Origin of the sequence: Loktanella sp. 3ANDIMAR09, from assembly GCF_001420005.1 — a bacterium.
Taxonomy (GTDB): domain Bacteria; phylum Pseudomonadota; class Alphaproteobacteria; order Rhodobacterales; family Rhodobacteraceae; genus Loktanella.
The window spans coordinates 163,378-181,463 of the sequence record NZ_LJAK01000006.1 but is presented as its reverse complement, the minus strand read 5'-3'; the positions used below and the strand labels follow the sequence as shown (position 1 = coordinate 181,463).

At 63.1% G+C, this 18,086-nt stretch carries 23 protein-coding genes; 5 read left to right on the top strand and 18 right to left on the bottom strand.

All coding sequences use genetic code 11. The features are described 5' to 3' along the window. Positions 1–153: 153 nt before the first annotated feature. Positions 154–1,173, top strand: coding sequence for an SDR family oxidoreductase (locus AN189_RS11125; protein ID WP_083484361.1), 1,020 nt, complete (start codon positions 154–156; stop codon positions 1,171–1,173). Here the strand turns inward: AN189_RS11125 and AN189_RS11120 are convergent. Beyond that, positions 1,109–2,656, bottom strand: a complete 1,548-nt coding sequence (locus AN189_RS11120; RefSeq protein WP_056035564.1) for an alpha-amylase family glycosyl hydrolase — start codon at positions 2,654–2,656, stop codon at positions 1,109–1,111. The two genes, AN189_RS11125 and AN189_RS11120, sit on opposite strands and share 65 nt — an antisense overlap. Before the next feature lie 136 nt (positions 2,657–2,792). Between AN189_RS11120 and AN189_RS11115 the strand changes: the two genes are divergently transcribed. Together AN189_RS11115 and AN189_RS11110 are read left to right on the top strand one after the other, a co-directional pair. Continuing rightward, positions 2,793–3,575, top strand: coding sequence for an SDR family NAD(P)-dependent oxidoreductase (locus AN189_RS11115; protein ID WP_056035563.1), 783 nt, complete (start codon positions 2,793–2,795; stop codon positions 3,573–3,575). Beyond that, positions 3,575–4,387, top strand: a complete 813-nt coding sequence (locus AN189_RS11110; RefSeq protein WP_056035562.1) for an alpha/beta hydrolase — start codon at positions 3,575–3,577, stop codon at positions 4,385–4,387. The genes AN189_RS11115 and AN189_RS11110 overlap by 1 nt, the downstream gene beginning before the upstream one ends. Here the strand turns inward: AN189_RS11110 and AN189_RS11105 are convergent. Then, positions 4,384–5,193 carry a division plane positioning ATPase MipZ gene (locus AN189_RS11105; protein WP_056035780.1) on the bottom strand — a complete coding sequence of 270 codons (810 nt, stop codon included), beginning with the start codon at positions 5,191–5,193 and terminating at the stop codon, positions 4,384–4,386. The genes AN189_RS11110 and AN189_RS11105 overlap by 4 nt on opposite strands. Positions 5,194–5,534: 341 nt before the next feature. On the opposite strand from AN189_RS11105, the gene AN189_RS11100 reads away from it, so the two are divergent. Together AN189_RS11100 and AN189_RS11095 are read left to right on the top strand one after the other, a co-directional pair. Continuing rightward, a complete protein-coding gene (locus AN189_RS11100) occupies positions 5,535–6,842 on the top strand; it encodes a DEAD/DEAH box helicase (protein WP_056035561.1) in 1,308 nt (435 codons plus the stop codon). A 115-nt stretch (positions 6,843–6,957) separates the two neighbouring features. After that, positions 6,958–7,953, top strand: coding sequence for a levansucrase (locus AN189_RS11095; protein ID WP_056035558.1), 996 nt, complete (start codon positions 6,958–6,960; stop codon positions 7,951–7,953). Here AN189_RS11095 and AN189_RS18790 read toward each other — a convergent pair. The 16 genes from AN189_RS18790 to AN189_RS11020 all read right to left on the bottom strand — a co-directional run bounded on the left by AN189_RS18790 (position 7,942) and on the right by AN189_RS11020 (position 18,086). Beyond that, complete coding sequence (locus tag AN189_RS18790) at positions 7,942–8,571, bottom strand: thermonuclease family protein (RefSeq protein WP_083484360.1); 630 nt, start codon at positions 8,569–8,571, stop codon at positions 7,942–7,944. The genes AN189_RS11095 and AN189_RS18790 overlap by 12 nt on opposite strands. Before the next feature lie 207 nt (positions 8,572–8,778). After that, positions 8,779–9,000 (bottom strand): 50S ribosomal protein L31, encoded by a 222-nt coding sequence (rpmE, locus tag AN189_RS11085; RefSeq protein ID WP_056035554.1) that lies wholly within the window; start codon positions 8,998–9,000, stop codon positions 8,779–8,781. 11 nt (positions 9,001–9,011) lie between these two features. Continuing rightward, positions 9,012–9,389: a 50S ribosomal protein L19 gene (gene rplS / locus AN189_RS11080; RefSeq protein ID WP_056035548.1), complete on the bottom strand. Its 378-nt coding sequence runs from the start codon at positions 9,387–9,389 to the stop codon at positions 9,012–9,014. A 51-nt stretch (positions 9,390–9,440) separates the two neighbouring features. Further along, positions 9,441–10,262 (bottom strand): tRNA (guanosine(37)-N1)-methyltransferase TrmD, encoded by an 822-nt coding sequence (trmD, locus tag AN189_RS11075; RefSeq protein ID WP_157057459.1) that lies wholly within the window; start codon positions 10,260–10,262, stop codon positions 9,441–9,443. 35 nt (positions 10,263–10,297) lie between these two features. After that, entirely contained in the window at positions 10,298–10,459 is a 162-nt protein-coding gene (locus AN189_RS18785) for a DUF1328 family protein (RefSeq protein WP_083484359.1), read from the bottom strand. 64 nt (positions 10,460–10,523) lie between these two features. After that, positions 10,524–11,321 (bottom strand): hypothetical protein, encoded by a 798-nt coding sequence (locus tag AN189_RS11070; RefSeq protein ID WP_056035544.1) that lies wholly within the window; start codon positions 11,319–11,321, stop codon positions 10,524–10,526. A 1-nt stretch (position 11,322) separates the two neighbouring features. Continuing rightward, positions 11,323–12,126: a hypothetical protein gene (locus AN189_RS11065; protein ID WP_056035541.1), complete on the bottom strand. Its 804-nt coding sequence runs from the start codon at positions 12,124–12,126 to the stop codon at positions 11,323–11,325. After that, positions 12,123–12,632 (bottom strand): ribosome maturation factor RimM, encoded by a 510-nt coding sequence (rimM, locus tag AN189_RS11060; RefSeq protein ID WP_056035539.1) that lies wholly within the window; start codon positions 12,630–12,632, stop codon positions 12,123–12,125. The genes AN189_RS11065 and rimM overlap by 4 nt, the downstream gene beginning before the upstream one ends. A gap of 130 nt (positions 12,633–12,762) precedes the next feature. Next, positions 12,763–13,164, bottom strand: coding sequence for a 30S ribosomal protein S16 (gene rpsP, locus AN189_RS11055; RefSeq protein ID WP_172794899.1), 402 nt, complete (start codon positions 13,162–13,164; stop codon positions 12,763–12,765). A gap of 41 nt (positions 13,165–13,205) precedes the next feature. Further along, positions 13,206–13,505: a chorismate mutase gene (locus tag AN189_RS11050; protein ID WP_056035533.1), complete on the bottom strand. Its 300-nt coding sequence runs from the start codon at positions 13,503–13,505 to the stop codon at positions 13,206–13,208. Then, entirely contained in the window at positions 13,502–14,071 is a 570-nt protein-coding gene (locus AN189_RS11045) for a GNAT family N-acetyltransferase (protein ID WP_056035531.1), read from the bottom strand. The genes AN189_RS11050 and AN189_RS11045 overlap by 4 nt, the downstream gene beginning before the upstream one ends. Further along, positions 14,068–14,583, bottom strand: a complete 516-nt coding sequence (locus tag AN189_RS11040) for a GNAT family N-acetyltransferase (RefSeq protein ID WP_056035528.1) — start codon at positions 14,581–14,583, stop codon at positions 14,068–14,070. The genes AN189_RS11045 and AN189_RS11040 overlap by 4 nt, the downstream gene beginning before the upstream one ends. After that, on the bottom strand, positions 14,580–15,161 hold the full coding sequence (locus AN189_RS11035; RefSeq protein ID WP_056035525.1) for a GNAT family N-acetyltransferase: 582 nt from the start codon (positions 15,159–15,161) through the stop codon (positions 14,580–14,582). Before AN189_RS11035 ends, AN189_RS11040 begins: the two co-directional genes overlap by 4 nt. Before the next feature lie 3 nt (positions 15,162–15,164). Beyond that, positions 15,165–16,652, bottom strand: coding sequence for a signal recognition particle protein (gene ffh / locus AN189_RS11030; protein ID WP_056035522.1), 1,488 nt, complete (start codon positions 16,650–16,652; stop codon positions 15,165–15,167). Positions 16,653–16,821: 169 nt separating this feature from the next. Further along, positions 16,822–17,178, bottom strand: a complete 357-nt coding sequence (locus AN189_RS11025; protein WP_056035519.1) for a DoxX family protein — start codon at positions 17,176–17,178, stop codon at positions 16,822–16,824. Continuing rightward, a complete protein-coding gene (locus tag AN189_RS11020) occupies positions 17,175–18,086 on the bottom strand; it encodes an alpha/beta hydrolase (RefSeq protein ID WP_083484358.1) in 912 nt (303 codons plus the stop codon). The genes AN189_RS11025 and AN189_RS11020 overlap by 4 nt, the downstream gene beginning before the upstream one ends.

Sequence of the window (18,086 nt, the reverse complement as noted above, 5' to 3'; positions counted from 1 at the left end):
GCGGCAGAGAGGCGCGGCCCTTCGGGGTCGCGCTTTTTTTATGCGCGGACGGCTTGCGGCAGGTGCGAAGGGGACAATGGTCGCGGAACCTGTGGCGGATGGCGGGACTTCTATCCCTGAACGCGCATCCCGCGCACGGATCAGGAGAGTGTGATGACAGACGCAATCGTTTTGGGCGGAACCGCCGGGGTCGGGCGGGCTGTCGTTGATGCGCTTGTGGCGCGGGGGATGACGGTCGGTGTCATCGCCAGGGGTGGCGACAGGCTGGACGGGCTGCGCCGCGCGCACCCGCAGGGTCGGATCAAGACCGCCAGTGCTGACGTGGGTGATGCAACGGCCCTGACGGATGCGGTCGCGACGCTGGTCGCGGATCGTGCGCCCGTCGTCTGGGTCAATTGCGCGATGAGCACGGCATTTTGCAAATTCGCAGACCTTCCCGTGGCCGATTTCGACAAGATCATCCGCACCACGTTTCTGGGTCAGGTGAATGGCACACGGCTGGCGCTGACCCATATGCAGCATGGCAATATCGTCCACGTCGGCTCTGGGCTGGCCTACCGCCCCGTGCCGGGTCAGGCGGCCTATGTGGCGGCGAAACATGCGATCAACGGTTTTGCCGGCGCGGTCCGGTCCGAATTGATGCAGGATCGGCCTGATCTGCACCTGTCGCTGGTCCAGCTTCCTGCGATGGATACACCCCAGTTTGAATGGGCGCGCAACGATCTGGACATGAAACCCCAGCCTGCACCGCCGGTCTATCATCCCGATGTCGCGGCCCGTGCCGTGCTCAAGGCGATCGACGGCAACCTGCGCGAGGTTCTGGTCGGCACATCGGTGCTGAAACTGGTTTTCGGTGACATGCTCCTGCCGGGCTATATCGACCGTCGCTTGTCCCGCAACGGGATCGAGATGCAGAAATCCGATCAACCTGCGTGGGCCACCGCGGATGCCGACAACCTGCATGAGCCTGTGGCGCGGCCGGGGTCTGCGACCGGTGATTTCGACGGCGATGTTGCCCCCACGGCGCTGACGGTGGACGCCGACCGTGCGCGCAAGGTCATCGCTGGCGGTATCGTTGCCGCAGCTTTTGGCTTGGGGGCGCTGGTGGCTACGACAGCCGCCAGACGCCGCCAGACCAGCCTGCCGCATCGGGTGCCACGCCCTCTGCGCTGATCAAGGCATCGCTCCGCGGCCTGTCCGCGGGGCCGGCAGCACCATGGGTGAATATCCCGCGATAGCGGACAGCGTCCCCGGTGGTGATCGTCATGTCAAAAACGTCACCCTCCAGCGTGACGTCGGTGATTTCGGCCTCTGCCCAGTTCAGGTCCCGACGCAGGGCGATGATGCGGCGATAGAAATCGACCATGCCCCCATCGGCCCAGGCGCGGCGCAACGCATCACGGTCCCAGCGCATCGGCAGCCAGGGGCAGTCGTCGGTAAATCCGAACCATTCATCGTCGGCGTTCCAGGGCACCGGAACACGCGCGCCTTCACGGCCCGGTCCATCCGGCCAATAGCGCAGGTCCAGCGGGTCCGTGACCTCGTGCTGTGACAGGTCAGGTTGCGGCAGTCCCAGTTCCTCGCCCTGATAGATGATCCACGGTCCGGGCAGGAATGCCATTTGCAGGGCAAGCACGGCATCGGACGCATCTCCGGCCCCGTGGCGGGGTTGGTCATGGCTGGACAGCCAGCCGGGCAGGCGCTGAAAATCGGCCCCCCGCGCGATCAGATCGGCAAAGGTCGCAGGACTGCCGCGCCCCTCGGGCATGTCGGTGATATAGGTCGCGTTCAGGCGGCCGGGTTCGGAAAACGCCATGGCCAAGGCGACGGACTGGTTGCCGGATGTGTTTTCGCCAAACAGATAGGCGTCGTCGCCGGTCCATTTGCGCAGGTTTTGCGCATAGGCAGCTCCATCGCCGGGCAGCATGTCATAGGTATGATCCTGATAGGTGTAGGGGTTGAAATTCTCGCCTGACACCTTGTCCTGCACCTCAGGTGTGGCAGGCGGATTGTCCTTGAGGCTCTCGTCCCACAGGAAGGATGTCACCACATCGAATCGGAAACCATCGACCCCCCGGTCGCGCCACCCTTGCATCTGCCGGGCGATCGTCGCCTGCACGTCGGGATTGCGCAGGTTCAGGCTGGGTTGGGATGCAGTGAACTGTGCATAGTAGTACTGACGCCGCTTGTGGTTCCAATGCCAGCCGGGCAGGCCGAACTGCGACAGCCAATTATTGGGTGGGCTGCCATCGGGCTTGGGGTCGCGCCACAGATACCAGTCCGCCTTGGCCGCGTCACCGGCGATGGCATCCTGAAACCACGGACATTGATCCGAGGTATGGTTCAGAACCTGATCCATATAGACCGCAAGGCCCAGATCATGCGCCTTGGCCACCAGCGCATCGAAATCGTCCAGCGTGCCGAACCGCGGGTCAATCGCACTGTGGTCGATGATGTCATAGCCGCCGTCCACCATGGGTGACACATAGATCGGCGACAGCCAGATCGCGTCCACACCCAGGCCCGCCACGTAGTCCAGCCGCTGCGTGATGCCCGCCAGATCGCCCACCCCGCTGCCTGTCGTGTCCTGAAATGACCGTGGATAGATCTGATAGATCGCGGGGGCGGGCGGGCGATGCCCAAAGGTGTCTGTCATGTGCAGCTTTCATTCATTGCGCAAACCAACCTTTGGGCACGACTGATGGTTCCGCAGTCGGTGCGCGACATGTTTGCAAGGAACACAATGCCCCCGGCCCCTGTTGGATGACGACACATACACACAGGAGCATCCTATGGATCTGGGTATCAAAGGCAAAAAAGCACTCGTCACCGGTGGCACCGGCGGCATCGGTGTCGAGACGATCAAACTTCTCAAGGATGCGGGGGCCGTCATCACGCTGTCCGATCTGGATGCCGATCAGGTGGCCCGAACGGCCGAAGAGCTGGAGGTCACCGGCATCGCGGGTGATCTGTCCAGCGTTGAAGGCGTCGCCGCGTTCGTCGAAAAGGCAGGCACAGGGTTCGATATCGTCGTTCACGCGGCCGGTGTGACCGGCGGCAAGGGCGATCCGCTGACCATGAGCGAGGAAGAATGGTCCGACGCGCTGAACATTGATTTTCTGTCCGGCGTGCGTCTGGCGCGGCACCTGTGCCCGCCGATGATCGACCGTGGCTGGGGGCGTGTGGTTTTCATCACCTCCGAAAACGTGGCCCAGCCCTATCCGGACGAAACGGTCTATAATGCGTCGAAATCGGCACTGCTCAGCTTTGCCAAATCCGTCGCCATGCAGCATTCCGGCAAGGGTCTGATGGTCAATTGCGTGGCCCCTGCGTTCATCGAGACACCCATGACCGATGGCATGATGGAAAAACGGTCCGAGGAAAAGGGCGTCAGCTTTGACGAGGCCGTACACAGTTTCCTGCGCGAGGAACGCCCCTACCTGGTTCTCGAACGTCGCGGCAAACCTCAGGAAGTGGCCCCGGTCATCGCGTTCCTCTGTTCTGAACTGGCGTCCTTCGTGACGGGGTCGAACTACCGTGTGGACGGTGGGGCTGTCGGCTCCATCAACGTCTGATGTCGCTCAGCGCCGTTGTCAGGCACATCGGTCGCACACCGGTCACGGGTTCGCCTGACGAAATGCGCGCGGCCTTTGTGCGGCTGTGCCGCTGGCCCGATCCGCAGGATCTGCCCCCGACCGAGACGGTCGGGGGGTGTCGTGGCCGCTGGTTCGGGCAGGGACCGGACCCGATCGTCTGGTTTCACGGCGGGGGATATGTCTTTGGCGGGTCCGACACCCATGCGGGCTGCGCCAGCTATCTGGCGGGTCTGACCGGTGCGCGCGTGTTCGTGCCGGATTACCCGCTGGCCCCGCAGTTCGGCTGGCCCGCGATCCGCGAGGCCGCCCGGCAGGTGCTGGATGCGCTGCCGGGGGCACGGGTGGTGGGTGACAGTGCGGGCGGTCATCTGGCGCTGGTGTCGGCCCAGTCGGGTGCTGACATTCCGCGCATGGCGCTGCTGTCGCCCAACACCGATCGCAGCGGTGCCAGCACCACGCGGACGCGTAACAGTGACAGCGATCTGATGAATGATGATGCACAGGATGCGGCACTGGCCCATATGGCCTTTGGCGACCGTGATCCGCACGACCCAGAGGTGTCCCCACTCCTTGGGGACCTGTCGAAAATGCCGCCCACGCTGATGTCCGTCAGCCTGTCAGAAGTCCTGCTGGACGACAGCCTGCTGCTTGCGCATGCGGCTGCACTTGCCGGGGCCGAGGTGACATTGCGCACCGTGCCGGACCTGTTTCACATGTGGCATATCTGGCCGGATACCTTGCCAGAGGCGCGCATCCTGCTGTCTGACGTGGCCGCGTTTCTGAACGCCTAGAAATCCGCCGTGACACCGGGCAGGTTCAGCGCCTTGATCAGCTCGCGCAATTCCTGACGGGCGGCCACGTTCGAGATGTTCAGGTTCTTGACCCCGATGTCGCGCAGATCCAGCAGGGTCAGACCACGGGGGAACAATTCGCGGAAAATGACGCGCTCGTTGAAACCGGGCGCAATGCGGAAACCGATCCGCTTGGCCAGTTTTTCGATCACGCGTTCCATCTTGTCCTTGTTGACCATCTGCTGGGCACCGACACGGTTGCGCGCCACGATCCAGTCGATGGGCGACAGGCCGGCCTGCGCGCGCAACTGCCGCGCGTTCCATACCATTTCCGAATAGACCGATGGCCCGGTGATCTGTTCGCCAGCGGTATCGACATGCGCCAGCAGGTCGAAATCGACGAAACTGTCGTTCAGCGGCGTCAGCAGCGTATCGGCCAGCGAATGGGCAACCTGGCTCAGCCGGGTGTGACTGCCGGGGCAGTCGATCAGGATGAAATCCGATGTGGGTTCCAGTCCGGCGACGGCCTTGGACAGGCGGTGGTCATAGATGTTTTCGTTCGGTCCCAGGCTGGCCTGGTCGATTTCGGGCAATTCCGCATAGGTGGGCGAGGGCAGATCAAGGCCTTCGTCGCGCAGGAATGTCTGCCGGTTCAGCATGTAGCGGCCCAGCGATTTCTGCCGCATGTCCAGGTCCAGCGTCCCGACCCGGTGCCCCATCCGCGCCAGCGCCGTTGCCACGTGCATGGCGACGGTCGATTTGCCAGCACCGCCTTTTTCGTTGCCGACCACGATGATATGCGCCACGCGAAAGCCCTCTTGTTCGTTTGGCACACCTTATCTTGTGTGGTGCGGCGTGAAAAGCGCAAGCGGCCTTCTGCCACTGCTTTTGTCTGGGTGGTTGACATGTGCTGCGCAAAGGCGCATCTGCCCCACAGACGTATGATCCTGCCGCGTGAGCAGGGCCGGGCCAGAACGCCCCGCAAATCACCGTCAAATTTTCAGGTTCCCACGGTCACGCAGGGGGTCCAGCGCCGCAAGCGGCGTCCGGGCAATTCGGCGTGGACGACTATTTGCAGCGACCCATCTGCGCCGCACACGATTGCCGTGTGCCGCAAGGGGCCGTCTGGTCCCGGAAAGAGTTATATATGGATTTCGACATGTTGGGCCTTGCGCCCCGCCTGGTGGAAAAACTTGCAGAGCAAGGCATCACCGAACCCACCCCCATTCAGAAACAGGCGATCCCCTACGCGATGCAGGGTCGCGATGTCATGGGGCTGGCCCAGACCGGCACCGGCAAGACGGCGGCCTTTGGCCTGCCGATGATCGACGCGCTGATGAAGGCCGGCACGAAACCGGCCCCGAAAACCGTCCGTGGCCTGATCCTGGCCCCGACGCGCGAACTGGCAAAACAGATCGCCGACAATCTGACCAACTATACCATGGGTAGTCACCTCAAGGTGGCGCTGGTCGTGGGCGGCGCGGGGATCGTGGCGCAGCAGAAACGTCTGCAAAACGGTGTCGACCTGCTGGTTGCCACGCCCGGTCGCCTGATCGACCTGCTGGACCGCCGTGCCGTGCGTCTGGATGAAACCATCTATCTGGTGCTGGACGAGGCCGACCAGATGCTGGACATGGGGTTCATCCACGCGCTGCGCCGGATCGCGCCGCTGCTGGCGGCCGATCGCCAGACCATGATGTTCAGCGCCACAATGCCCAAGTTGATGAGCGAGCTGGCCGATACCTACCTCAAGGATGCCGTGCGCGTGCAGGTCAACCCGCCGGGTCAGGCCGTGAAAAAGATCGAACAATCGGTGCATTTCGTGGCGCAAGCAGCCAAGTTCGACCTGCTGGTCGAACTGCTGGACGCGCATCGCGACGAACTGGCCATCGTTTTTGGCCGGACCAAGCATGGCTGCGAAAAGATCTACAAGCAGCTCGAGAACAAGGGTTTTGCCGCCGCTTCCATCCACGGCAACAAATCCCAGGGCCAGCGTGATCGCGCGCTGGAGGCTTTCAAGCAGGGCAAGGTCCGGGTTCTGGTCGCCACTGACGTGGCCGCCCGTGGTCTGGACATTCCCGATGTGGCTTTTGTCTATAACTACGACTTGCCGAACGTGGCAGAAAACTATGTCCACCGCATTGGCCGGACGGCGCGTGCGGGTGCTGACGGCAGCGCGGTCGCATTGGTTGCACCCGATGAGATGATCGAATTGCAGGACATCGAAAAAGCGATGAAATCGACGATCCCGACGGCGACAGGCACGCGCTGGGAAATCCAGCCGGGTCAGAAAAAGCGGCCCAACGGCGGCGGCGGTGGCCGTGGGCGCGGAGGCAATGGCGGCGGTGGCGGTCGCGGCAAACCCGCAAACCAGAACAAGCCGGGCCACACCAATGCCAAACCCGGTGGCGGTCAGCGTCGCAGGCGTGCCGGCGGCGGCGGTGGACGCGGCTGAAAGAATTCCCGATCAGGTTTGAAACGCCGTCCTTCGGGGCGGCGTTTCGCGTTATGGTCGGGGCCAATCTCGGGGTGTCAGGTGGCGGCCCGAAACGAACTGGAGAAGGCTTGCGATGGTTCTTGCGCTGGATGATCAATTTATCTGGGACAGCTGGTATCTGCGCGACGGCGATGTCTGGCACGGTTATTTCCTGCAGGCGCCGCGCGATCTGGGTGATCCCGACCTGCGGCACTGGAACGTCAGCATCGGTCATGCAACCAGTGTCGATCTGGTGAACTGGACCCATCTGGGGCGGACCTTCGGTCCGGCAGAGGGGCAGGCGTGGGACAATTACACGACATGGACGGGATGTGTGGTCCGGGGCGATGATGCGCGCTGGCACCTTTACTATACGGGCACGAACCGGGCAGAGCACGGCTTGTATCAGCGGATCGGGCATGCGGTATCGGATGATCTGCACCATTGGTCGCGCGTGGGTGACGGTCTGGCGCTGGACATGGATGGTCCCAATGCCCGCCATTACGAGGCCACGCATCAGGTCGGTGTCTGGTCAGACCGGGCGATGCGCGACCCTTGGGTGATCCGCGACCCACAGGGGCCGGGATGGCTGATGTTCTTTACCGCCCGCGCCGCAGGGATTGCCGAACCCAATGCTGGCGGGTGTATCGGGCTGGCGACGTCGCCCGACGGGGTGGCATGGACGTTGCAGCCGCCGGTTTTCATCGGTGAATTCGGTCAGCTGGAGGTGCCAAAGGTCTTTGACGTGGATGGCCGCTGGTTCTGCCTGTTTTCGACCGCGGCAGAGCATTTCAGCGCAGAACGCGCGGCCATGACCCGGCCCGTGACGGGCAGTCACTACCTGATCGGTGACGGCCCACGGGGGCCGTGGCGTCTGGCACCGGGCTTTCTGGACGGGGCGTTGCCCCCCAATCGCTATGCGGCCAGCCTGTTGGACACGGATCAGGGATTGATGCTGATGGGGTTTGCCGACCGACCGGATGGTGAAACCTTTGTCGGGCATATCATGGACCCGGTGCGCGTCGATGTCACCCCGGACGGTCTGCTGGTGCGCGTGGACGCGCAGACCGCGGCAGATTCAGTCTCGTGACGCTTTCGCCTTTTGATCGGCGTCGAATTTTTCCCAGACGTGCATCCACCCCTTTTGGCGTGCATCCGCCAGCCACATTTTCTTGCGGGCGTTGTCCACCTCGAGGTCGCGATAGCGCCCGCCGGAAAATTTGGGCCAGTCGATTGCCAGACCGGCCTTGACCATTTCGGCGGACAGATCGCGCCCGTCGGGCAGATAACAGCGTGCGACAGTGCGGCCGTGATCGTCGGTGCAGACGACGTCCGCGCGGATGGTCTGACCCTTACACAGCTGAACCAGCGCCCATTTCGCCTTTTTGCCAAAGGGGTGATGGAATTCCGGGGCATCCACGCCGAACAGGCGTATTTCCGTTTTCTGGATGCGCAACGAGTCGCCGTCGATGATGTAGGCCGGACCAGTGAGTGTGTGGCTGCTTTCGGTATTTCGATACGGCGTGGATGACGGCTTGGGCTGCGGCCTGGATCTGGCTCCTGGTTGCGTTGGTTTTGGTGGAATATTCCATTTCGGTGGCCGGACTGGTTCGGCCTCAGGGCGCACTGGCGGATCATCTGTGCCGCGGGCGAAAGTCACGAGTAAGATCAGCAAGCCGACAAGGGCGATCCCGATAAGAAATTCCATGAAATCGTCCTTGCGCCGTGCAAAGTTTTTGCGAAACGCCGGTTTTAGCGTACCCCATCGGATCTTTGCGCGTGTTCGGGGTGAATGAAATCCTGAAATGCAACCTGCGTTTGCAGTGTTGTTTTCAGGTATCGATTCAATCTTGTGTCCCCAACGCAAAACGCCGCCCCGGGGGGCGGCGTTTGTCGTCTGTCACAGGCGTCAGGCTTAGAAGCCGAGGCCGGCGTATTTGCTCTTGAACTTGGACACGCGACCGCCCGAGTCCATCAGGCGGGTGCTGCCGCCGTTCCATGCGGGGTGCACGGAGGGGTCGATATCCAGCGACATCTGGTCGCCTTCCTTGCCCCAGGTGGATTTCATCTGGACCACGGTGCCATCGGTCATCTTGACGTCGATGGTGTGGTAATCGGGATGGATGTCTTTTTTCATCGTGTCCGTCCTTATGCGTCTTTTTGGGGCTTGTAGTTCGACATCTCGGCGATACGCGCGGACTTACCGCGACGGGCGCGCAGATAGTACAGCTTGGACCGGCGGACCTTACCGCGGCGCACCACGGTGATCTCGTCGATGTTTGTCGAATGCAGCGGGAACACGCGTTCCACACCCTCGCCAAAGGAAATCTTGCGGACCGTGAACGAACCGGCGATGCCGCGGCCGTTCTTGCGGGCGATGCAGACGCCTTCGTAATTCTGAACCCGTGTCCGGGTGCCTTCGGTCACTTTGTAACCGACGCGGATGGTGTCACCCGCCTTGAAATCGGGGATGGTCTTCCCCAGCGCAGCAACCTGCTCCGCTTCGATCTGTGCGATGATATCCATATCATGCGCTCCTATGATAGCACGGGTTTTCCCGCGACGTTTATGCGTGCCTCAGAGCTCTGTGTCTTCGTCCGGGTCCCTACCGTGCACCGCACAATAAGCCCGCCAGAGGTCAGGTCTGCGTTCCTTTGTCAGCCTTTCGGCCTGTGCCCGTCGCCAGTCGGTGATCTTCGCGTGGTGCCCCGACAGAAGAACTTCGGGTATCGCGCGACCGTTCCAGACGGCGGGTTTCGTGTACTGGGGATGTTCAAGCAATCCATGAGAAAAGGATTCTTCTTCCACGGATGCCTGATTCCCAAGCACGCGGGGTATAAGACGGACCGTTGCGTCAATCAAGGCCATTGCGGCGATCTCTCCGCCGGTCATGACAAAGTCGCCAAGGCTGACCTCGATCATGTCGTGCGCCTCGATCACGCGCTCGTCCACCCCCTCGAAACGCCCGCATAACAGGGTCACGCCGTCACCGGCGGCCAGCTTGTGCATCAGCGCCTGCGTCATGGGACGACCGCGTGGCGTCAGATAGATCAGCGGATTGCGCCCGCGCGACCCGGCACGCACATCGTGCAGCGCCCGGTCCAGGATATCGGCGCGCAATACCATGCCGGCACCGCCACCCGCCGGGGTGTCATCGACGTTGCGGTGTTTACCCTCACCGTAGTGGCGCAGGTCGGTGACATTCAGCTGCCACAGATCGTCCTTGAGCGCGCGACCAAGCAGGCTTTCGCCCAGAATACCGGGGAATGCCTCTGGCAGCAGGGTCAACACCTGCGCGGTCCAGACGCCCGCCAGCTCTGGCTGGTCGGTCATCAGGTCGCGCGGTTGCAGCGTGGGGCGGATGGTCTTGCGACCGGCGGAACGGGGCGTGTCAGTCATGGCCCGCGTCATAGCGCGGCGCGGGCCGCCTTGCACTAGGCGATCGCGACGATGCCAAAAATCACGAGCAGGAACAGGATCAGCACGATGCCGATCAGTACTTTTGCACCGGTGAGGGCAAGGCCGCTGATCCGGCCAAAGCCGAGCAGCGCCGCGATGGCGGCAATAACGAGTAGAGTGATAATCCAACCGATCATGATAGATCCTTTCTGGTTTGACTAATAATCCAACCCGGGGCTGCGACATTTTGTTCCATGCGCGTTAGTTTGCCTGTCTGCGCAGATCCTCCTTGCGGCGTTTCAACGCGGCCTTGCTCAGGCCCGCGCGGTTCAGTGCCAGAAAGGTTTTCTGCAATTCAAGGTCCTCTCCGGTATTCGCGCGGGCAGCGGGCGGCAGGGCCTCCTGAACCTCTGCCGGAACGCCTGCGAGGTCCAGCAACGCGCTTGCGGGTCCGGCGCGGCGGTGGCCGATATCGTGCAGATCGGCGCAATGCACATCGGTAATGCCCAGATCCTGCGTGATGCGCATGGCCTCGGCCGCGGGGTCGATCAGATCGGGAAATTGCGCGCGGAACGCGCCGAAATCGCAGGTCAGGTGAATGGATCGCAGCAGGTGACCATAGACCGACCTGATCCAGTCCTCGCGGTCACGCAGGGTATAGAAATAGGTAATCTGCACGTCCGGCCCGAACCGGCCGCGCAGTGCCGCATTGATTTGATGGCCCAATGGCACGGCCACGTCATGGTACCTTGTGATGAGTTTGCCGGAGATGCGGCGGTGGCCCGGCATCGCCCCGCTGAATGTCTCGCGGCTCAGCACGATCACGGGGGCGTCCGGGATCGTGGCCAGAAACCGGTCAAGGCGGCGCCGAAAGGCCCAGAGACGCCACCGAAACGGGCGTTGCGCATAGAGGCGCGCCGCTGCACCGGCCTGCAAGAAGTCGTCCTTACCGTAGAACGCGAAATGCGGGCAAAGCGTTGCACGGTGTTGGGTCAGGTAGGTTTGCAGGCTGGATGTCCCGGTCTTGTGAAAACCGGGGTGGACGATGACGCGGGTCATCTCAGGCGAACCGCCAGCCGCCCAGGTTTGCCTCTGCCGCCAGGCGTTCCTTTTCGGCGGCGACTGCGCGATCGGCCAGCGGGCTGCGGTTCAGGTCCAGGAATTTCTGCCACAACGCGGTATCCGGTCCCGCATTGCCGGTCCCCACAGGTGCCAGCTGCGCCATGATCTTGGGCGACACACCCATGTGTTCGCACAACGCGCCACCGGGCCCCAAATCATGCGCCAGCAGGTCGGTCATCGGCAGAGTGTCGACGGGCACGGGGGCGATCACGTCTGCCACCTCTGCCACGGTTTTATCCAGATCGGCGGTGCCTGCGTGCAGGGCCGCGAATTCCTTGAAATCCAGTTTCAGCCGGTGTCCGCGCAGATGATGCCGGTAGGTGCTGAACAGCCAGCCGTCGGCATCGCGCGTCGTCAGGATCATGCGTTGCCGCACATCGGGGAACCGTTCCGAGAGGTAGCCGGTCAGATAGGCGGCCAGCGTGACCGACGGCGCGTAAGAGGCGACCCCCGGCCCGCCGGGAAGGTTGCCCAGCAATCCTTCGCAGGACATGATGATGTTCTGGTCGCTGCGGGGGGCCGCCACGGCAAATGCATCGTCCATGCGGGCCACGTAATCCATCAGGTCCAGGGGGTTCAGCGTGCGCGAAAACCGCCCGATGATCTGCAATAGCGGTTTCATGTGCCGCAGCATCACCGGTGCGCCGAACGGGTCCAGCGTTTCGCGGTTGTACCACAGGAAATGCTGGATCGAGCTGGTCCCGGTCTTGTGGAACCCCGGATGGATGAAAATCTGCCTCATGTGGGGAACAGACCCTCGGGTGGATCGGCCACGATGCGACGGCTGGTCAGATCGACCGTGGGAACCGCCGCGCGGGTGAAGGGGATCAGGACCGTGTCGGATTGCCCGGCCACCGTCACATCCAGCAGATCACCAGCGCCGTGATCGACCACCCGCGCGACCGTGCCCAACGTCACGCCGCCGGTATCGACCACGGTCAACCCGATCAGATCAGTGTAATAATATTCGTCGTCGGGCAGGGCTGGCAGCACATCGCGCGGCGCATAAAGATCGACGTTACGCAGCGCATCGGCGTCTTCCTTGGTGATGACGCTGTCCAGCCGCGCGGTGAAACCGCCATTGGTCTGCCCCGTCAGCACCATCTGGGCAAAGCTGCGCCCGTCCGCAGTCGTCAACGGTGTATAATCCGCGATGGCCTGCGGATCGGCGCAGAAGGATTTGATCCGGACCTCGCCTTTGACGCCGAATGATCCGCCGATACGGCCCACGATTACGGTCTCGGTCATGCAACGCCCCTGAATTCTGTTCGGGATCGAGTGTAGCGCGACCAGGGAGCGGGCGGAATAGGGGCGCGATACGAAAAAGGCCCGCCCGTGCGGGTGCACAGGCGGGCCAATCGGTCACGCGGCGCAGGATTTACTCCTCTGCTGCGGCCTCTTCTGCGGGGGCCTCGGCGGGGGCGTTAGCGGCCTCGTCGATGGCGGCCTGCTTGGCGGCCTTTTCTTCGGCGCGTGCCTTGGCAGCTTTGCCCGGCTCACCCTTTTTCAGGTTCTGGCGGTCTTTCTTGGGCAGGTGGCCTGCGGCCTCCAGCATGCGGGCGACGCGGTCGGTGGGTTCTGCGCCCTGGCCCAGCCAGTAGGTCACGCGCTCCATGTCCATCTTGACGCGGTTTTCATCGTCCTTGGACAGCATCGGCTGATAGGTGCCCAGCTTTTCCTTGAAACGGCCGTCGCGCGGCATGCGGCTGTCGGCAGCAACGATGGAATAATAGGGGCGCTTTTTGGAACCGCCGCGGGCGAGACGAATTTTCATAGCCATGATGTTTTTCCTTCTTGGGTATTGATGACGGGGGAGGCCCGTCAGGATTTGTGTTGTTCGTGGTGGTGGATGACTTCCTGAATGATGAAATTCAGGAATTTCTTGGCGAATTCCGGGTCCAGATCGGCCCGTTTCGCAAGATCGGTGAGGCGGGCGATCTGTGTCGCCTCGCGCGTGGGGTCTGACGGCGGCAGATCGTGCGCGGCCTTGAGCGCGCCAACCGCCTGCGTGTGCTTGAACCGTTCGCCCAAGGTATAGACAAGGATCGCGTCCAGCCGGTCGATGCTGGCGCGGTGTTCCTTGAGCACTTCTGCGGCGCGGATGACGGGATCATCGGTCACAGGTCATACTCCGGTCGGGGGTGACGCCAGATTTCGCAGCCGTCGTGCATGCCGTCGTCCTTGACCGCACCCAGGCGTTTCGCCAGCGCGATCGCGCGGTCGTTTTCGGGGTCGATATAGCTGACGAGCGTGTCAAAGCTGAGCGCGTTCCAGGCATTGTTACGTGCCTTTTCTGCGGCCTCGAATGCGTAACCGTTGCCCTCGGCCTCTTGGGTGAACAGGAACCCCAGTTCGGGTTCGGGATCGCCGGTTTCGTGGCCCAGCAGCACGAACCCCAGCACGCGCTTGTCGTCCTGATGTTCGACCGTCCACAGGCCGGCACCGCGCAAGATCCAGCTGGCGGTCAGCTGAATGAAATCGTCCCATGCACCCTCGCGCGTCAATGGGCCGGACACATAGCGCCCCCGGTCCGACGTCACCAGATCGGCAAAGACGTCGAAATCTTCCATGTAGGGGCCGCGCATGATGGTGCGGTCCGTTGCAATGCGCGGCAGCGCCTGCACGATGCGGTCGACCGCGACGGCGGCCTGTCCGGCAGGGGGCTGTTCCCAGGGATGTATCGTCATGACAGGTCCTTTGGCAGGGGATGACGCCAGACCACCTGGCCTGCGTAGCTGGCGGGCGGGGTCGCGGCATGGTCGGGTGCGGCGCCCAACCGGGCGGCCAATGCGGCAGACCGGGTGTTGCCGGGGGCGATGTAGCTGACGGCGGTGGTCCAGCCCAGGGCCGTAAAGGCGTGCATCAGCGATGCCTTGGCCGCCTCATGGGCGATGCCGGTGCCTTCGATTGCGGGGTCCAGCACCATCCAGCCGATTTCGCGTTCTGGCCAGTCGGGCGGGCACCACGGGCCGATCAACGCCACGATGGCATCCGATCCGCGCTGCGTGACGGCCCACATGCCGTAACCGAATATCTGCCAGTGCCCCAGTTCGGCGGCAAAGCTGCGCCAGGCGGCACCTTCGGTCGTGTGGCCGAACAGCGCGCCACGGTCCGACGCCATGAAATCGCGGAACGCGGGCCAGTCCGATGCATTGGGCTGACGCAGGATCAGGCGGGCGGTTTGCAGGCTGTGGTTCATTGCGACACCTCCAGCCATTGCGCGCGGGCCAGCGGCGCATCATGCGCCAGGTGCCGGTGCACCAATGCCTCGTCGCCGTCGATGACGTGCAGGCCTTCCTCGACCGCGCCCAGGCGCTTGGCCAGCGCACGGCTGCGCGCATTGGCAGGCGCGATGAACGACGCCAGCGGCCCAAGGCCAAGGTTTTCGCCCGCCCAGCGGCGCACGGCAACACATGCCTCGTAGGCGATGCCGCGTCCCTCTGCGCCGTCGAACAGGTGGTAGGCCATTTCGGTTTCAGGCCAGCCGACATGGCGCAGCAGACCGCAACGGCCAAAGGTTTCGCCGCTGTTGCGGTCGGTGATCGTAAAGAACCCGAAATCCCGCATCTGCCAGTGGCCGATCCCCGAAATGAATGCGCGCCAGGCTTCGGTGCTGGTGCCCTTGCCGCCGACATGCGCCATGCGGTCCGATTGCGTCACCATCTCTGTCAACGCGTCCAGATCGCTGTCCTGCGGGCCGCGCAGCAACAACCGCCCGGTGGTCAACTCCGGGGCAGAGGTCAGCACGCGGCTGTGCAGGGAACGATCCGACTTCATCGCTTATTTCTTTTTGCCAAAACCGGACAGACTGGGGGGCAGGGCGGAACCACCGCCCAGTCCGGGCAGGCCGCCACCGGGCATGCGGCCCTGCATGGCCTTTGCGGCCTCTTGCATGGCGGCGGGGTCGTTCATGTCGGGCATGCCACCCTTGCCCATCATCTGCTTCATCGCTTGTTTGAGCATCCCGCCCTTGCCCATTTTCTTCATCATGTCGGCCATCTGGCGGTGCTGTTTGACCAGCTTGTTCAGTTCCGACACTTCGAGGCCAGCACCCTTGGCGATCCGCTTTTTGCGAGAGGCAGCCAGCAGGTCAGGGTTGGCGCGTTCTGCCTTGGTCATGGAATTGATGAGGGCGATCTGGCGCTTCAGGATACTGTCGTCGATCCCGGCTTTGTCCATCTGGCCCTTCATTTTGTTCATGCCGGGCATCATGCCCATCATGCCTTCCATGCCGCCCATTTTCAGCATCTGGTCCAGCTGCATCTTCAGGTCGTTCATATTGAAACGGCCCTTCTGGAACCGCTTCATCATGCGCTCGGCCTGTTCGGCCTCCAGCGTTTCCTGCGCCTTTTCGACCAGGGCCACGATGTCGCCCATGCCCAGGATACGGCCCGCGATGCGCTGCGGCTCGAAGGTTTCGATGGCGTCCATCTTTTCGCCCAGACCGACAAAGCGGATGGGCTTGCCGGTGATGGCACGCATCGACAGCGCCGCACCGCCGCGTCCATCGCCGTCCATACGGGTCAGGACAACGCCGGTCACGCCGATCTTGTCGTCGAATTCCTGCGCGACGTTCACCGCGTCCTGACCCGTCAGGCCGTCAACCACCAGCAGCGTTTCGCGCGGGTTGGCCACGTCGCGTACCTCGGCGGCCTGCGCGATCAGTTCGGCGTCGATGTGCAACCGGCCAGCGGTATCCAGCATGAACACGTCATACCCGCCAAGGCTGGCCTGCGTTTTCGCGCGTTTGGCGATCTGAACGGGCGTCTCGCCCTTGACGATGGGCAGGGTATCCACACCGATCTGCGTGCCGAGGATCGCAAGCTGTTCCATGGCCGCAGGGCGGTTGGTGTCAAGCGAGGCCATCAGGACCTTCTTGCCCTCACGCTCCTTGAGCCGTTTTGCCAGTTTCGCCGTCGTCGTCGTCTTGCCCGAACCCTGCAGGCCGACCATCAGGATGGGGGCGGGTGGGTTGTCGATTTTCAGCGCGCCGGGGTCCTCTGCGCCGGTCAGTACGTGCTGCAATTCGTCGTGGACGATCTTGATAACCTGCTGGCCCGGCGTGATCGACTTGGTCACGGCCTGACCGGTCGCCTTGGCCTCGACCGCCTTGACGAAATCGCGCACCACGGGCAGCGACACGTCAGCCTCGAGCAGGGCGACGCGCACCTCGCGCATGGCGGTTTTGACATCGTCCGCGGACAGGGCACCCTGTTTCGTCAGGCGGTCAAAGACGCTTGATAGGCGGTCAGAGAGGTTCTCGAACATGGCTCGTCCTGTCGTCGGTTGCGTTGCCACCCATATGGGGACGAACGCTCAATGCGGTAGCGCCCCCGTGGGCGCAACGCGCTGACGGAGGGCGATCCCCGTAAACCGGGGACCGGAAGGCACAGCTTCCGGGGAATTGGTTGCGGATTACGCGGGGACAGTCACAGAGTCAAGCCAGCGGCAGAAAACGCAGGATATCGGCGGCATCGAACCAGACCAGCACGGCGCTGCCTGCGATCAGTGCGAACATGTGCGCGCGCGGCAATCTGGTGAACAGGGTCAGCGCGGTGGTGCCGACGATGACCGTTGCCAGCAGGCCCAGGGCCGCAATCCCCTGCAACCCCGGCACCCACAGCCCGATGGCGCAGATTGTTTCCACGCTGCCGGTGATGGGACGCGGCCATTGCCCGAAACCAAGCGCGTCGTAGACTTTGACGTCTTCTTTTCCGCCGAAAATCTTGCGCAGACCGAAATAGAGAAACGCGACGGTCAGCGCGATCCGCAGGATCAGGATCAATGTCGTCATGAACGGCCCCTTGTCACCGCGTCAGACAGGAATGCGCCGATCTGGGCCACGCTGCGACCTGCCTCGACGGTGCGCCCGACGTTCAGGTGCCAGACATGATACAGACCCGCCTCCTTGGTCAATGTGACATCCACGCCCTGTGCGCGCAGCCGGTCGGCCATCAGGCAGGCATCGTCGTGCAGCACCTCGCCGCAGTCAGTGTGGATCAGGACGGGCGGTGCACCGGTGAAATCCCCCAGGATCGGCGAGGCATCGGGCTGGGCGGGATCGGCACCGGCCAAATAGGCCGCAACGCCCCGCGCGCCCCAACGGGTCGACACCAGCGGATCGGTTTTGCGGTTTTTTGCCAGCGACGGGTTTTCCAGTCGCAGGTCCGTGACGGGACACAGCACAGCCACGCCGTGCGGCAACACCAGCCCCTTGGCGATGATCCGCTGCAAGAGTGCCAGCGCAAGATTGCCCCCCGCGCTGTCCCCCGCCAATGTCAGCGGTCCGGCATCAGGATCGTCAGACAACGCGCGCCAGGCCGCCTCTGCATCGTCGAGTGCGGCGGGAAACGGGTGTTCCGGCGCCAAGCGGTAATCAAGGAACACACCCCGCGTACCCGCCGCCTGCGCCAGCCGCGCGACCAGATGCCTGTAGCCGCGCAGATTGCCGATCACGAAGGCACCGCCATGCAGATACAGCGTCGTGCCGTTCGGTGTCGGTGCATCCGTGCCGCAGATCGTGCCGGGCCTGCCGTTCAGTTCGATGGCCGTCAGGCGCAGACCCTTTGGTGTCTTGTTGCCGATCACGGCGTTCACGGTGAACAGGACGCGCAGCACGCCCGTGTGCCGCACAAGGGCGAGGATCGGCTTTTGCACGGTCCATGCGTGCAGCCGCATCAGGCGGTGGGTGAACGAAGTCAT